The organism is Streptomyces sp. NBC_00654, assembly GCF_026341775.1.
Lineage (GTDB): Bacteria > Actinomycetota > Actinomycetes > Streptomycetales > Streptomycetaceae > Streptomyces.
The window spans coordinates 314,591-329,188 of sequence record NZ_JAPEOB010000004.1 but is presented as its reverse complement, the minus strand read 5'-3'; the positions used below and the strand labels follow the sequence as shown (position 1 = coordinate 329,188).

The 14,598-nt window shown below is 66.8% G+C and carries 12 protein-coding genes; 1 reads left to right on the top strand and 11 read right to left on the bottom strand.

Annotated features, from left to right (window positions below; genetic code table 11):
* Positions 1 to 6 precede the first annotated feature (6 nt).
* The 3 genes from OHA98_RS39570 to OHA98_RS39560 all read right to left on the bottom strand — a co-directional run bounded on the left by OHA98_RS39570 (position 7) and on the right by OHA98_RS39560 (position 3,882).
* A complete protein-coding gene (locus OHA98_RS39570; protein ID WP_266933003.1) occupies positions 7 to 1,206 on the bottom strand; it encodes a cytochrome P450 in 1,200 nt (399 codons plus the stop codon).
* A gap of 14 nt (positions 1,207 to 1,220) precedes the next feature.
* Positions 1,221 to 2,957, bottom strand: a complete 1,737-nt coding sequence (locus OHA98_RS39565; RefSeq protein WP_266933002.1) for an amino acid adenylation domain-containing protein — start codon at positions 2,955 to 2,957, stop codon at positions 1,221 to 1,223.
* A gap of 94 nt (positions 2,958 to 3,051) precedes the next feature.
* A complete protein-coding gene (locus tag OHA98_RS39560) occupies positions 3,052 to 3,882 on the bottom strand; it encodes an alpha/beta fold hydrolase (RefSeq protein ID WP_266933000.1) in 831 nt (276 codons plus the stop codon).
* 283 nt (positions 3,883 to 4,165) lie between these two features.
* Between OHA98_RS39560 and OHA98_RS39555 the strand changes: the two genes are divergently transcribed.
* Positions 4,166 to 5,419, top strand: coding sequence for a PLP-dependent aminotransferase family protein (locus OHA98_RS39555; protein ID WP_323179717.1), 1,254 nt, complete (start codon positions 4,166 to 4,168; stop codon positions 5,417 to 5,419).
* A gap of 15 nt (positions 5,420 to 5,434) precedes the next feature.
* Here OHA98_RS39555 and mpaM read toward each other — a convergent pair whose 3' ends face one another.
* The 8 genes from mpaM to OHA98_RS39515 all read right to left on the bottom strand — a co-directional run bounded on the left by mpaM (position 5,435) and on the right by OHA98_RS39515 (position 14,598).
* Positions 5,435 to 6,256: a daptide-type RiPP biosynthesis methyltransferase gene (gene mpaM / locus OHA98_RS39550; protein ID WP_266932998.1), complete on the bottom strand. Its 822-nt coding sequence runs from the start codon at positions 6,254 to 6,256 to the stop codon at positions 5,435 to 5,437.
* A 26-nt stretch (positions 6,257 to 6,282) separates the two neighbouring features.
* On the bottom strand, positions 6,283 to 7,158 hold the full coding sequence (locus tag OHA98_RS39545) for a PIG-L deacetylase family protein (protein WP_266932997.1): 876 nt from the start codon (positions 7,156 to 7,158) through the stop codon (positions 6,283 to 6,285).
* Positions 7,155 to 8,381, bottom strand: coding sequence for a glycosyltransferase (locus OHA98_RS39540; RefSeq protein WP_266932996.1), 1,227 nt, complete (start codon positions 8,379 to 8,381; stop codon positions 7,155 to 7,157). The genes OHA98_RS39545 and OHA98_RS39540 overlap by 4 nt, the downstream gene beginning before the upstream one ends.
* Positions 8,382 to 8,441: 60 nt before the next feature.
* A complete protein-coding gene (locus OHA98_RS39535) occupies positions 8,442 to 9,920 on the bottom strand; it encodes a tryptophan 7-halogenase (protein WP_266932995.1) in 1,479 nt (492 codons plus the stop codon).
* 70 nt (positions 9,921 to 9,990) lie between these two features.
* Entirely contained in the window at positions 9,991 to 11,211 is a 1,221-nt protein-coding gene (locus OHA98_RS39530; RefSeq protein WP_266932994.1) for a cytochrome P450, read from the bottom strand.
* A gap of 51 nt (positions 11,212 to 11,262) precedes the next feature.
* Complete coding sequence (locus OHA98_RS39525; RefSeq protein WP_266932993.1) at positions 11,263 to 12,096, bottom strand: sulfotransferase domain-containing protein; 834 nt, start codon at positions 12,094 to 12,096, stop codon at positions 11,263 to 11,265.
* A 54-nt stretch (positions 12,097 to 12,150) separates the two neighbouring features.
* On the bottom strand, positions 12,151 to 13,347 hold the full coding sequence (locus tag OHA98_RS39520) for a cytochrome P450 (RefSeq protein WP_266932991.1): 1,197 nt from the start codon (positions 13,345 to 13,347) through the stop codon (positions 12,151 to 12,153).
* Between the two features lie 45 nt (positions 13,348 to 13,392).
* Complete coding sequence (locus tag OHA98_RS39515; RefSeq protein ID WP_266932990.1) at positions 13,393 to 14,598, bottom strand: cytochrome P450; 1,206 nt, start codon at positions 14,596 to 14,598, stop codon at positions 13,393 to 13,395.

Below are 14,598 nucleotides of genomic sequence, written 5' to 3'. Positions count from 1 at the left end.
CCCGGGTCAACGCCCCGTGAACCGCACCGGGAGCTCCCGGTACCCCTGCACGGCGATCGCGCGCAACCAGGTGGGCTCCTTCACCAGTTCCACCTGTGACACTCGCTCGGCCAGCGCGCGCAACACGACCGACAGCTCAATCCGGGCGAGTGCGGAACCGAGGCAGTGGTGCACCCCATGGCCGAACGTGATGTGCCGATTGGGCTTGCGCCCGGGGCGGAACGCGTCGGGGTCGTCGAACTCGGCGGGATCCCTGTTCGCGGCGGGCAGCCACGCGACCACCGGCGTGCCGGGCGGCAGGTGACGGCCGTTGATCGTGACCTCGCCGGTCGTCACCCGGAGCACGTGCATCGCCGGCGAGGTCCAGCGCAGCACCTCCTCCACGACGGTGTCGACGTCCGCGCTCCCGTCGCGCAGGTCGGTCAGCAGGCCGGGCACCGTGGCGAGCGCGTGCACCGCACCGGTGATCGCGTGCCGGGTGGTCTCGTTGCCCCCGATCAGTACGTTGTCGCAGTTGAGCAGCACGTCGTCGATGGTGAGGCTGTCGTCGGCCACCAGCGTACTGACGAGGTCGGTGCCGGGGCGCTCGCGGCGCGCGGCGATCAGCTCGTAGAAGTAGACGAGGATCTCGGTGTGTGCCTGACGCGGCGTCATCCCGTCGAACGATTCGTCCGCGCCGCCGAACGCGTGATTGGTCAGCTCGATGAGCAAGTCCTGGTCCTCGGCCGGTACGCCGAGGATGTCGCACACGACCGCGGCCGGAATGCGTGAGCCGATCGCCGGGGCCACGTCGCACACCCCGTCGTCGAGCGCCTGGTCGAGCACGCTGCCCACCTCGGTCCGCACTCGCTCCGCCAGCCCCTGCGCAGCCGCTCTGGAGAGCAGCGGTCCGACCAGCCTGCGCAACCTGCGGTGTTGCTCCTGTTCGGAGACCACCATCATCCGGCCGCCCGATGTGTCCGGATGGTCGCGGTCGAACCCAATCATCATTCCGTACTCGGAGGTGAACGGCGCGGAGGGCGCGAGGACCGCGGAACATGCCCGGTGCGAGAACACGGACCAGAAGCCGGTGGGTGAACTGCCCGGATCACTCCACACCATCGCGTCTTCCGCCGCGAGCGCGCGCCAGCGGGCGTGCCGGTCGAGCGTCGTGTACAGATCGGGGTTGCCGAGGTCAGCCTCATCGACGGTTTTCGTCGTACGCATGGATGGTCTCCCGGTCACGTCGGTGCGCCGTCGAGCACCTTGGCGAGTTGTGCCACGGTCGGCGCATTGAAGAAGGTCTGCACCCGAAGCCGGACGTTCAGGCTTTCGCGGATGCTGGCCACCAGCCGAGTCGCGAGCAGCGAGTGGCCGCCGACCTCGAAGAAACTGTCCTCGACGCCGATGCTGCTGACGCCGAGCACTTCGGCGAACAGCCTGGCCAGGAGGATCTCCGTGGGTGTGCTCGGCGCTCGCCCCGATGTCGCGCGCTGGGCGCCCTCGGGATCGGGCAGGGCGGCTCGGTCGACCTTGCCGTTCGGTGATGTCGGCAGACGCGGCAGGTCGACGACCACGTCGGGTACCAGGTAGGAGGGCAACCGTTTGCGCAGCTGTGCCAGGAGGTGCTCGGCTGCCACCGGCGCGCCCGCGGTGCCGACCACGTAGGCGACCAGCCTGTTCTCGTGCTCGATCACCACGGCCTGGGCCACCCCGTCCACTTCGAACAGGGCGGTCTCGACCTCGCCCGGCTCGATCCGGTGGCCACGGACCTTCAGCTGGTCGTCGGCGCGGCCGACGAAGACGAGCTGGCCGTCCGAACGCGCCCGCACCCGGTCGCCGGTGCGGTACATGCGGTCGCCCGGACTGCCGAACGGATCCGGCAGGAACCGCTGCGCGGTCGCCGCCGGTCGGTACAGGTATCCGCGGGCGAGGCCGGGGCCGGTCATGTACAGCTCGCCCACGTCCCCGTCCGGGACGGCCCGTAGCCGGTCATCCAGAACGTACGTACGGACGCCAGTGATCGGCCTGCCGATCGGCGGCGTTCCATCGCCGGTCAGTGGCTCGCTCGCGGTCACCGCGACGGTGGCCTCGGTCGGGCCGTACGCGTTGATCATCACGCGGTCGGTGGCCCAGCGTTTGGCGACCGGTGCCGGGCACGCCTCGCCCGCGACCAGGAGGGTCAGCCCTGCGGGCAGGCCGCCGGCCTCCTCCAGCGGCGCCAGCGCGGACGGCGGCAAGGTGACGTGGGTGATGCTCTGGTCGCGCACCAGCCGGGCGAGCGGTTCGCCCGGGATCAGGTCCGACGCGGGAGCCAGCACCAGGCAGCCACCGGCCAGCCAGATCGGCCAGAACTCGGCGACGGAGGCGTCGAAGCTGGGTGACGCGAACGCCAGCAACCTGCTTTCCGGCAGCAGCCGCTGGCGGCGCGCGTAGTCGGCAGCCAGGTTCGGGATCCCGCGGTGCGTGACCAGCACGCCTTTCGGTCGCCCGGTCGAGCCCGAGGTGTAGATGACATACGCGGGGTGGTCGGGAAGCAAGGGGCTGAGCCGGTCGTGGTCGTCCAGGTTCGGCTCGGACCGGGATGGCTCCCGTTCCACGGTCATGGCGACGCGAGCGCCGGCCACATCCTGCCCCGGCAGGGACAGCACGCAATGCGCTGACGCGTCGTCCAGCATCTGCCGCCTGCGTTCCTCCGGATAGTCCGGGCTGACAGGCACGTACGCGGCACCGGCCTTGTGCACGGCCAGGATCGCGATGACGAACTCGATCGACCGCGGCATCACCGTTGCGACGAGCCGTTCCGGGCCGACCCCGTGCTCGACGAGCCGACGCGCGAGGACGTTGGCCTCCGCGTTCAGCTCGGCGTAGGTCAGTGTGGTGTCACCCATCGCCGCCGCCGGCCGGTCCGGCACCGCCGCGGCGGTTGCCTCGAACAGTGCGGGCGCCGTGGACGGCAGCACGATCGCGCCGGTCATTCTTGCTCCTCCGCGGCTCCGCGGGCGTCCGCGATCGTGTCGACGGGGAGCCCGGCACGACCCAGGTGACTGTCGTGGGCTGACTCAAGGGGTGTCATGCGGTCTCCTCCAATGGCGCGCGGGACTCGGCGTGGAGAAGCCGGATCACCTCGCGGTTCACCGCTCCCGGGTTCTCCAGGTAGCCGAAGTGCCCGCACCCGGGAATCGTGCGGTGCGTTGCGCCGGGAATCGCGGCGGCCAGCTCCCGTCCGGCTGCCGGCGGCGCCACGAGGTCGTGCTCGAACGAGACGACGTGGCAGGGCACCTTGATGGCGCGGTAGGCCCGGATGCGGTCGGGCAACGCGCTCAGGAGCAGCTGAGCCCGGACACCCGGCCCCCCCGTGCCTGACGCCTCGAGCAGGTCGAGCCAGTCGGCGGTGAGGTCGTCGTCGGTGAGCGTCGCGGGCCCCAGGTTGTGCAGGGCGCGAACGGCGGCGAGGTACCCCTGCGGCAGATCGGTACCGCGTTCGATCAGCTCCGCCTCGGCCTCGGCCAGCACCTGCTGGACGAGACTGCTCCTGCCGCAGGCCGCCATCAGCACGACCGCGTCCAGCAGCTCGGGGCGGGCAAGTGCCAGCTCCTGCGCGATGTACGAGCCCATCGAGGTGCCGACCACGCGGCACGGCGCCACACCGAGGTGCTCGATCAGGGCGGCCACGTCCGCGACGAGGTCGTCGATGGTGAACCCGTCCGTGCCGTCGTCGCTGGGCGGGATCCCGCGGTTGTCCATGGTGATCACCCGGAATCCGGCGGCGCGGAGCGCGGGCACCTGGTGCAGGTCCCACACCGAGCTCGGCGCCCCGGTGCCGGTCAGCAACAGCACGGGGGAACCATTTCCATGGTCGTGGTAGGACAACCGGATCCCGTTCACCGTTGTCATCAACATGCCGATCCTCCCCCGCCCGCCGCACGTCCACTGCGCGCGGCGGAGTTCTCGTTTCCCCGGAACGGTTTGGCCCTCACCAGGTGCTGTGGCATACGTGTGACCGTACCTTCGGATATCGAGCATCTGGAATAGCACTCATAGACATCCACAATTTCGGACACGCTCAGCGCAAATCAGCGAGAATCGCCATCAATTCGCGTCCACTGCCGTCTCTTGACACCTCGGCCACGTATGAAAAACCCTAGCATTCATGGAATCATACGGTCTATCCAATCGCTTGAGCGTGGAAACTCTGCACGGCTCCCTCGCCGATCCGGCCATCTCGTCGATGAACCTGCTCAATGAGCTGATCGGCGAATATCCTGTGGCCATTTCCATGGCGGCAGGTCGCCCGTACGAAGAGTTCTTCGACGTCCGCCTCATCCACGAGTACATCGACGCCTACTGCGACCACCTCCGGAACGACCGGGAGCTGGACGAGGCGCAGGTCACCCGCACGCTCTTCCAGTACGGCACCACGAAGGGCGTCATCACCGATCTCATCGCCCGCAACCTCGCCGAGGACGAGAACATCGACGCCGACCCCGAGTCCGTGGTCGTCACCGTGGGCGCGCAGGAGGCCATGTTTCTGGCTCTCCGCACGCTACGGGCGGATGAGCGGGACGTGTTGCTCGCCCCCGCCCCCACCTACGTCGGCCTGACCGGGGCTGCGCTGCTGACCGACACCCCGGTCTGGCCGGTCCGGTCCACCGAGAACGGCATCGACCCCCAGGACCTCGTCCTCCAGCTGAGGAATGCCGAAGAGCAGGGCAAGCGAGTCCGGGCCTGCTACGTGACGCCCAACTTCGCCAACCCCACGGGCACCAGCATGGACGTGCCCGCCCGCCGCCGGCTCCTCGAGGTCGCCGAGGTGAACGGCATCCTGCTCCTGGAGGACAACGCGTACGGGCTCTTCGGATCCGAGCGCCTCCCCACGCTGAAAGCACTCGACCGGTCGGGGACCGTGGTCTATATCGGCTCCTTCGCCAAGACCGGCATGCCCGGCGCCCGGGTCGGCTACGTCGTGGCGGATCAGCACGTGGCCGGGGGCGGCCTGCTCGCCGACCAGCTCTCGAAGCTCAAGGGCATGCTCACGGTGAACACCTCGCCCATCGCGCAAGCGGTGATCGCCGGAAAGCTCCTGCTCAACGACTTCAGTCTGGCCAAGGCCAACGCCAGGGAAATCGCCATCTACCAACGCAACCTCCAGCACACGCTGGGCGAGCTCACCCGCAGGCTCGGCGGCTGCCCCGGGGTCAGCTGGAACACGCCGAAGGGCGGGTTCTTCGTCACCGTCACCGTGCCCTTCGTCGTCGACGACGAGTTGCTGAAACACGCCGCCGGCGACTACGGCGTCCTGTTCACCCCGATGCATCACTTCTACGGCGGCAAGGACGGGTTCAACCAACTCCGGCTTTCGATCAGCCTGCTCACACCGGAGCTCATCGAGGAGGCCGTCTCCCGGCTCGCCGCACTCATCACCGCACGCCTCCCCTGATCCAAGCTCAGAGAGTCATGAGGGATCGCCCCTCAATGACGCCTCCAGCAACAACGCGTCATGGCGGCCGCTACCCCCGGCGGACCTGAACGAAGCCGGCTCCATCACGTCGAATCCGGCCTGTTCCAGTTCCCGCACCACCTGATTCGACTCCAGGAGCCTTAGGCGACTCGTGCAGACGACGAAGGGGTCCGACGTATCGTCGGCGGGGTAGACGGTGATGTCCTGGATTGCTTCCGCCGGCGACCGCCGCACGTGCAGCACGTACCGTCGGCCGCTCCGGCCTGACAACTCCTGATCGCGCTCCAGCGACTCCGACCTGCCGGCGTTGGCCATGCTGATCAGGAACTGCCCGCCGGGCTCGAGGTGCTCACGAACCGACGCGTACAGGCCACGCCTACCGGCGTCGTCCAGGAGGCTGATCGAGCCGTAGCTGATGACCACGCTTCCAAAGCGCTGATCCAACGCGAAGGCGCTCATGTCTCCTTGAACCACGGTGCACCGGCCCCGGAGATCCGCCGGCTCGTCTTCCAGCTGCCGCCGAAGGCTGGCGACCATCGTGGTCGACAGCTCAAGTGCGGTCACCTCGAACCCGAGCGTCAGGAAGGGGAAGGTCAGCCGGCCCGTTCCGGCAGCGAGTTCCAGCACCGGTCCGGACGCAGGGCGAATGCGGGCGGCCATCTCCTGCGCTTCCGAGATGCCGTCCGCATCCTGCATCAAATCGGACCCGACGTCCTCGTCATAGAAACTGCGCAGTACGCCTCGCTCGCCTACGGAGGCCAGCAAAGCTTCCGCGCGAGTCGTCCGAACCGGGCCATGCTCCAGCTGATTACTCATAAGGCCAACCTCCTGGTCGACATTCGTCAGACAACTTCCCAGGTCTTTTCGCCGTACCCGCCGTGTGGTGAGTTTTCCCGAGCATGCTTTTCCAGCTGGGCGAACAGATCCTTGTCGGGCCCGTTGAGCATCGACATTTGCGACGGATAGCGCTTCAGGGCTTCGAATTTCCGCGCCCGTGTCTCCGTCTTGACGGAACTGAAATCGGGAGGACCGAGACGAAATCCCCTCGGCAGTTCGACGGGACCCAACCCAAAGATCGCGTGCGGAAGGTCTTCCCACAGTCGCACCGGAATGCGCTGCTCGTGCGCCACGAACAGCGCGGCATCTCGTGCGATCTCGTTGTCGGTATGACCGTTGGCGGCCGCACAGGTGACGATCAGCGTCGGAGTACACTCGTCGACAACCGTCTCGATGTCAGCCTTTACCGCGGAAAACAGATCCGAATCGCCCTGTGACGATTGTCTGCTGATTGCCACCTTCTGCCGGCCTGGCACGTTGTCAGCCAGCCATTGACCATCCGGCAACTTGCGATAAATGGCCTCAAGGAATCGGCCGTGCCGGTAGTCGACCCCCAGGTGGCCGAGAGCGGCAATGTCTTCTTTTCGGCGATACAGCGATGCGTCCTGATCCGGCGAGATGCCCCAGATTCCGTGCAATCGCTGCGCCGCCGGGGAGTAGGGAGGTGATGCGGTGCCGGCAAATACCGTGAAGACGGTCGCCTGTGCACCGTCCCGCTCCGCCTGGGCGAGGCCGGCCCCGAAGGACAGGACCGCGTCGTCCAAATGAGGGGATATCACCAGTAATCGGGTCCGGTCGGGGCCGCGAAACATGGCAGTCAATCTATCGACGGCCTTACCGCGTCGCAACGAGTGAGGACTGGACGGACCGGTGTGGTTCATGCGGGGACAGCCTCCTTGTCCTGGCCGGCCGCATCGAGCAGCAGCTCCGCGGCCACCCTTGTCCCATCGCCGCGGATCGTGCCTGCCGCGGCCGTCGCTCGTGCGCGGGTTCCCGGGGCAAGGGCTGTGCCGAGCGCGACCGACAAGGATTCGAACGTCGGGGCCGGACCGTCATGTGCCACCCCGATGCCCAGCTCGGCCACCCGGCCGGCGTAGTACGGCTGGTCCGCGATCTGGGGCACCACGACCTGGGGGGCGCCTGCCCGCGCGGCCACGTGCGTCGTGCCCGCGCCGCCGTGGTGGATGACGGCGGCCACCCGGCCGAACAGCACCTGTTGGTTCACTTCTCCGATGGTGAAGCAGTCATCCCGGTCGTCGGGCAAGATCAAATCGGCCCATCCGCGGGAGAGGATCACCCGGCGGCCATGGGCACGGACCGCCTCGACGGCCACCCGGACGGCGTCCGCAGGCGCACGCAGGCTGCCGAAACCCACGTACACCGGCGGTGACCCGGCATCCAGAAACGCCTCCAGTTCCACCGAAAGGGGCCGTTCGTCCGGCAGGATCCACGCTCCGGTCTGCACGGCGTCGCGGTCCGTCGGCTGCAGCGGGGCCAGGACCGCGTCCGCCGCCAGCCAGGGATGATCGGTGTAACCGAAGGTGAAGATGTCCTCCACCGGTGGCAGGCCGATCGCGCGCCGCCTGTCGTTGAGCGGGCCGCCGTACCGCCGGTAGGCGCTCTGGTTGTTCCGGTCCCACAGCGCCCCGATGTCGGTCACATCCCGTGCGGGCGGCTCGCCAAGGGGAGGCGGCGGCGGGTAGTACGGCGACGGCATGTAGATCGGGCAGTGGAAGGCGTAGAAGTAGGGGATGCCCAGCTTCTCGGCCACCGACCGGACCCCGATCGCGACGGGCAGCAAACCGGTCGTCACCACCGCGTCACACCCCTCGGCGGCTGCCGGGAGCTGGTCGAACTGCGTGGCGATCGCCTCGGCCGAGAATCTGAGCATGTCCTCGGGGGACGGCGGCGCAGTTCCGTGTCTCGGCGCGCGCGCCGACGGGCCGACCGGCACATGCGGCACACCGACCTCGGCCAGCCGCTCCGCGCAGTCCGGCGGTGCGCACACCCGCGCCTCCGCGCCGAGCTCCCGCAACCCCGCCGCCAGTGCTGCCAGCGGTTCGACGTCTCCGCGGCTGCCATACGTCGACAGCAACACACGCATTTCGCATCCCCTGTTTCGTAGGACTTTGAGCACCGGCGGACTGTCCGAAGCGCGGAGGGTTCACGCCGGTTGATGGGGCATCCATTTCATTCCGTCGGGCGAGGTCACGAGCCCGCCGGGGAACAGCGGCAGCTCGGGCTCGGCGTCCTCGCCGAGCAGCGCCTTCATCTGCACCTGGCCCGCCTCCTGCATCGCCTGCTGGACCACCTGCGACTTGAACATCGGCACCATGTCCTCCTGGTCGCCGCCTGCCATCTGATCCACGGCCGCGGCGAACTCGGCGCTGCGCTCGGCTATCCTGTCCGCCGGCGTCAGCGCCGTCTCACCGGACGACACCCCACCGATCAGCTCCACGAACGACTCGATATCCGTGGCGTTCTGACTGTTCGTGACCTTCTTGGCCTGCCAGAAATACGAGTCCTCGTTCACGTTCATCTGGTAGAACGACATGAGGAACTCGTAGAACACCTGGTACTCGCGGCGATACCGCGCCTCGAACTCGGTCAGTACCGTCTTCTCATCCAGCTCGCCCGCGAGGACGCTGTTGATCGACCGGGCCGCGAGCAGCCCGCTGTAGGTCGCCAGATGCACCCCGGAAGAGAACACCGGGTCCACGAAGCACGCGGCATCGCCGACCAGAACCATCCCCGGCCGCCAGTAACTCGTCTGCTGATACGAGTAGTCCTTGCGGACCCGCACTTCCCCGTACTTGCCGGTCGTCACCCGGGTCGCGTCCGACAGGTATTCCGAGATCATCGGGCACTCGGCGATCAAGGAATTGAGTGCCTTCTCCCGATCTCCTTGGACCTTCTCGGCGTCCTCCCTGCGCACTACCGCGCCGACGCTGGTCAGCGTGTCGCTCAGCGGGATGTACCAGAACCAGCCGCTGTCGAAGGCCACGCTCAGGATGTTGCCGGAGGCGGGCTCGGGCAGCCGCTTGCCCCCTTCGAAGTACCCGAACAGCGCCAGGCTGCGGAAGAACTCCGAATAGTTCCGCGTGCCGCCGACGTTGGTGTACAGCCGGCTCTTGTTGCCCGACGCGTCAACCACGAAGCGCGCCGACACCGCACGCTCAATGCCATCGGGATCGGTGTAACGCAGACCGGTGACACGATCGCCGTCTTCCACCACATCGGTGACCGCGCATCCCTCCCGCACGACCACACCCTTGCGTTTGGCGTTGTTCAACAGGATCTCGTCGAATCGCGCCCGCTCGACCTGATAGGCGTACGACGTCGAGCCGGCCATCCGGGCGGAGAGGCCGAAGTGGAACGTCCACGGCTCCGGGCGAGCGCCCCAGCGGAACGTGCCACCCCGCTTCATCGGGAACCCGCATTCGGCCAGTTCGTCCGCGACGCCGAGCATCCGGCACACTCCGTGCACCGTGGCGGGCAGCAACGACTCACCGATCTGGTACCGGGGAAAGTTCTCTTTCTCCAGCAGCAGCACCCGATGGCCCTGCATGGCCACGAGTGTGGCCACCGTCGAACCACCCGGCCCACCACCGGCCACCACTACATCGAATTCTTCGACCGACATCTCGCCACCGTCTCCTCTGTTGCGGGTCACATTATTGCGGCTGATTTTCTGAGGGTGCACCGCTCGATCACTACCAAGTGACTGGCACCTGATCCGGGCAGTCGACGAACGCGTTTCGGTACTTCACTTCACCGATGGGCACTGCCAGCCGGAGCCCGGGGAAGCGCTGCCAGAGGGACTGATAGGAAATTCGCAGCATCGCCCTTGCCAACGCCGCGCCTACGCAGTAGTGGATGCCGTGCCCGAATCCCACGTCCGAGACCGGTTCACGGTTCGCGTCGACGACGTTGGGGTTCGGCGTCAGCGCGTCATCCCGGTTGGCCATGAGAACCGAGCACAGCACATAGTCCCCCGCCTTGATCAACTGTCCATCGATGACCACGTCCTTGATGGCCAGGCGGGGATTTGGCCCCTGCACGGGCGACAGATAACGCACCAGTTCGTTGACCAGGAGATCGGCCTTCTCGCGGCCCGCGAAAAGCAACGGTATTTGGTCGGGGTTATCCAGAAGCGCGACGACCCCGAATCCGATCATCCCCGCGACGGTCTCGACACCACCGAGGATCAGCGCCATGCACAGGCCCTTCAACTCCTCGTCCGTGATGTTGTCCCCGTGCCCTTGCACGACCATGCCGAGGAGCCCCTCGCCGGGGTCCTTCCGCTGCCGGGTGATCAGGTTGTCCAGGTACCTGTTGAACGCCGCGCTGTCGGCGGCCCTCGCCTTGAGCCCGCGACTCAGATCGACGTTCCGCCTGAGCCGACGGACGAACTCGCGTCGATCATCCCGCGGGATGCCGAGCAGCTCACACAGAACACCCGCGCCGATCGGATCGGCGAAATCCCGCTGGATGTCCGCGAGTGGTCCCGCGGCGTCCATCATCTCGAGCCGATCGTCGATAAGGGCTTGTATGTTGGGCTCCATCTTGCGTATGCGCCGGACCGTGAACTCCGGTGTCAGCATCTTCCGCAGGCGTGTGTGCTCAGGCGGATCATACGTCGATATCTGCCCGACGAACTGGGGCTCTACGCGTTCCTCCGATTCCCCCTGGATGAACCGAGGCCGGGTCGTGAAATTCTCGTGATCGCCCAATATCCTGCGCACGACGTCGTACCCGAACGCCTGCCAAACATAGTCCCTGCCCAGCTGCTCGGACGCCTCTCCGACAATCCGGAACAGCGGGCCATGCGCTTGGAGATCGAAGTTTTCCGCATGCGGATCACAGTTCGTTCTCAACTTGAAGTTCGGCGGCTCTCGTAGGATTGGTGCGACCTGACCGATACGCTGCCCCATACGAGTGGAATCTCCTTCACTGGCCGATACTAGCGTTTCGGGGACAGCTAGCTATTCGGCGTACCCGTACTGCTTCGCGTAATGAGCGTATGCAGAGTCCCCATGCAGCAGCTCCTGATAGGCGGACTCGATCTCATCGCCCAAGAAGGACAGTGAACGGTCGCCGTACCTGCCCTCGCCCACGAATTTCGGCCCATCACCGCCGGCCTCCTGGCCAGTGGGCGACGTCCCACCCCCCACCCGTGCGCTCTGCTGCTCCAGTTCACGCATCCGTTCCAGGGTGCTGGCTTCCACCGCGCGGCGAATGTTCGCGATCTCGACGGGCTCCCCGAGGGCGAGGAATTCCATGATCTCGGCGAGCCGTGCTACCGGATCGGCACGCAGATCCTCATAGCGCACCGTCAGCAGGTCCGCGTTCGGGAAGCGGTCACCCGACGACTCGGTCCAGCTCCGCACGTTCTCCGGCCACGACCCGATACCGACGCCCGGCGAGAGCGCCGCCAGTTGGTGGCCTTCCGTGGCGATGAATTCGCGGACGAAGGCGCGGCTTCTCTCCAGGTCGTCGAGCGGTATCGCGGCCATGCGCAGCGAACTGAGCAGGACATCCCTCGGGTTGCGCACAAGATAGAGAACCTTGCCGGTCGACTTCCTCAGCACGTCCAGCACCGGCACATCGGCCCTGAGGTGCGTCTTCAGCAGCACCGGTTCCGTCGGCTCCACCGGCGGCAGATCTCCGTAACGCAGCATCCCCTCGAGCACGGGGGTCGTGGCGTACACATCGTTCCAGACCTTCGGGGATTCTCCCGATATGTAGGCGGCCAGCATGCACCTGAGCCACGTGTTTCCGGCCTTGGGATAGGACGCGATCCATCGGATTCCGTTCATACCTACTCCTCTGTGGTCGTTTGCATCACCGGTCACAGCAGTTATTCCGGACAATCACCAAGCGACCATCAGCTCCGTCAGTCCATACGCAGGGGTGGTCAAGCGGAACATGTCCTCCTGCGCGGGATCCGCGAGCCTCAGCCCGGGAAATCGCCGCCACAGAGCGGTATAGACAGTCCGCAGTTCGAGGCGGGCCAGAGCTGCTCCGAGGCAATGATGGACGCCGTGCCCGAACGCGACATGCGGGACGGAATCGCGCGTGACATCGAGACGTTCCGGATCCGGCGTCAGGGCAGGGTCACGGTTGGCCGCCGGAAGCGAGCAGATGACGCTCTCCCCCTTCTTGACCACCTGGTCCCCGATGATGACGTCCTCCATGGCGATGCGGGGTGTCGGGGAATAGGTGACCGTCAGGTAGCGGATCAGCTCGTCGACCGCCCGTTGCGCCGACCGCTCGTCGCCCCGAAACGCGGCGATCTGCTCGGGGTGCCGCAGCAGCGCCAGCACGCCCAGCCCGATCATTCCGGAGATGTTGTCGTCGCCGGCCAGCATCACCTGGACGCAGAAGCCCCTCAGCTCCTCGTCCGTGGCCGCGTCGCCGTGTTCGGCGACGATGGCTCCGATCAGCCCCTCGCCCGGATTCTTCCGTTCTCTGGCGATCATCGCCAACAGGTAGCGGGAGAAGGCCTCGCCGGCCGCCGCCCGCCTCTTCTGGCTTCGCGAGGCATCGAGATGCCCGTGACACAGCTGCATGAACATGACCCGGTCGTCCCGGGGCACGCCGATCAGCTCGCACAGCACGGCCCCGGGCACCTCCTCGGCGACGTACTCGATCAGATCCGCGGGGGATCCCGCCTGCTCCATGGCATCGAGACGCTCGGTCACGATCTGTTCGATGGAGGGCTGCATACGCTGCATCTTGCGCAGCGTGAAGCCGGAGGTCAGCTTCTGCCGCATCCGGGTGTGCTCCGGCGGGTCGTAGTCCATCAGGTTGCCGACCAGCTCACGCGGCCGGAAGATGCCCTCCCCGCCGATCTCGTCCCGCCGGTCCCAGCGTCGCCGTGTGCTGAACCTCCTGTGATCGCCCATCACCTGTCGGACGAGGGCGTGCGTGGTCACCATCCAGCGGGTCACGGCGTCCGCTCCGGATCCGACGGTGACCCTCGTCAGCGGTCCTGCAGCGAGCAGTTCGTCCGCCGGATCGAGGCCGTGCCTGCGAACGTGGACGGGGCGTGGGTCGTCACCACTCAACGGGAAGCTCCTCCCCTGCCATCGATTCTCCTCCTAGATCCGGCGCTACCAGTTGAGCCGCAGGGCTTCCACGTTGAGCGGCGGCTGCCCCAACTTGATCTCGCGGTCCGGTTCGGCCAGCCGCAGGGTGGGAAAGCGGTGTGCCAGAGCCGGAATCGCCACCCGGAACACCATCTCGGCCAGCGACCGGCCGAGGCAGTGATGGATGCCGTGCCCGAACGCGACATGCGCGGGCTTTTCCCTGGTGATGTCGAAGCGGTCGTCCGGGCCGGGGAAGTTCCAGCGGTTCGCGGCCAGGAACGAGGGTGTGACGGTGTCGCCTGCCTTGATGGGGCAACCACTGATACGCACGTCCTCCAACGCGACGCGCGGAGTGGTCTTCTCGTCACTGGTGATGTACCGGACCACCTCGTCCAGCCAGTCCGGCACGGTGTCCGGCCTGTCCCGCAGCACGGCGAACTGCTCGGGCTCCTCGACCATCAGCCATGCGGCCGCCGCGAGGAAGCGAGCCACCTGGTCCCCGCCGGCGCCCATGACGAACGCGGCCACTCCGATCAGCTCCGCGTCGGTTATGTCGTCGCCGTGCTCGCGCACCACGACGCCGAACAGGTCGTCACCGGGATCGCGGCGGGTACGCGTCACGACCTGGTTCATGTACGCCCAGAACTTGTTTCCCGCCGCCAGGCGCCGCTTACCCGACCGTTCGGCCCGGCTGGCGTGCAGGGCACGGGACAGCTCCACCTGATCATCGCGTGGAATGCCGACGAAATCACAGGTCACCGTCGTCGCGATGGGCCACCCGAAATGCGGGACGAAGTCCACCGGGCCACCGGTGGCCTCGATGTCGTCAAGGGTGGCTTCGACGATCTTCTCAACCTGCGGCCGAAACCCCTGTATTCGCCGGATGGCGAACGGGCCTGTCACCATCCGGCGCAGACGCGTGTGTTCCGGTGGATCGTACTGGGTGAGGAAGCCGGGGAATATGAAACCGGCCGCGGTGCCACGGTAGAGCAGCTTGGAACTGAATTTGTCCGAGCTGAGAACATGCCGGATCTCGTCGTACCCGGCGGCAAGCCACGCGGTCCGCCCTTCGGGGACATCCTCGACGCCCAGTACGGCCATGGGGCCTTCGGCCATCAAGGCGCGCAGCTCCGGCACCGGATCGAACCGGTCCCGTCGGTGTATGTCCAGGCCCAGGTCAACGTTGATCTCCTCGAACGTTCCCCGGACAGCGTTGTTCTCCTCGGGCAC

Excerpts from the sequence above, each read along its gene's own strand:
- OHA98_RS39570 (WP_266933003.1), bottom strand. The coding sequence starts at position 1,206 with ATGCGTACGACGAAAACCGTCGATGAGGCTGACCTCGGCAACCCCGAT.
- OHA98_RS39565 (WP_266933002.1), bottom strand. The coding sequence starts at position 2,957 with ATGACCGGCGCGATCGTGCTGCCGTCCACGGCGCCCGCACTGTTCGAG.
- OHA98_RS39560 (WP_266933000.1), bottom strand. The coding sequence starts at position 3,882 with ATGTTGATGACAACGGTGAACGGGATCCGGTTGTCCTACCACGACCAT.
- mpaM (WP_266932998.1), bottom strand. The coding sequence starts at position 6,256 with ATGAGTAATCAGCTGGAGCATGGCCCGGTTCGGACGACTCGCGCGGAA.
- OHA98_RS39545 (WP_266932997.1), bottom strand. The coding sequence starts at position 7,158 with ATGAACCACACCGGTCCGTCCAGTCCTCACTCGTTGCGACGCGGTAAG.
- OHA98_RS39540 (WP_266932996.1), bottom strand. The coding sequence starts at position 8,381 with ATGCGTGTGTTGCTGTCGACGTATGGCAGCCGCGGAGACGTCGAACCG.
- OHA98_RS39535 (WP_266932995.1), bottom strand. The coding sequence starts at position 9,920 with ATGTCGGTCGAAGAATTCGATGTAGTGGTGGCCGGTGGTGGGCCGGGT.
- OHA98_RS39530 (WP_266932994.1), bottom strand. The coding sequence starts at position 11,211 with ATGGGGCAGCGTATCGGTCAGGTCGCACCAATCCTACGAGAGCCGCCG.
- OHA98_RS39525 (WP_266932993.1), bottom strand. The coding sequence starts at position 12,096 with ATGAACGGAATCCGATGGATCGCGTCCTATCCCAAGGCCGGAAACACG.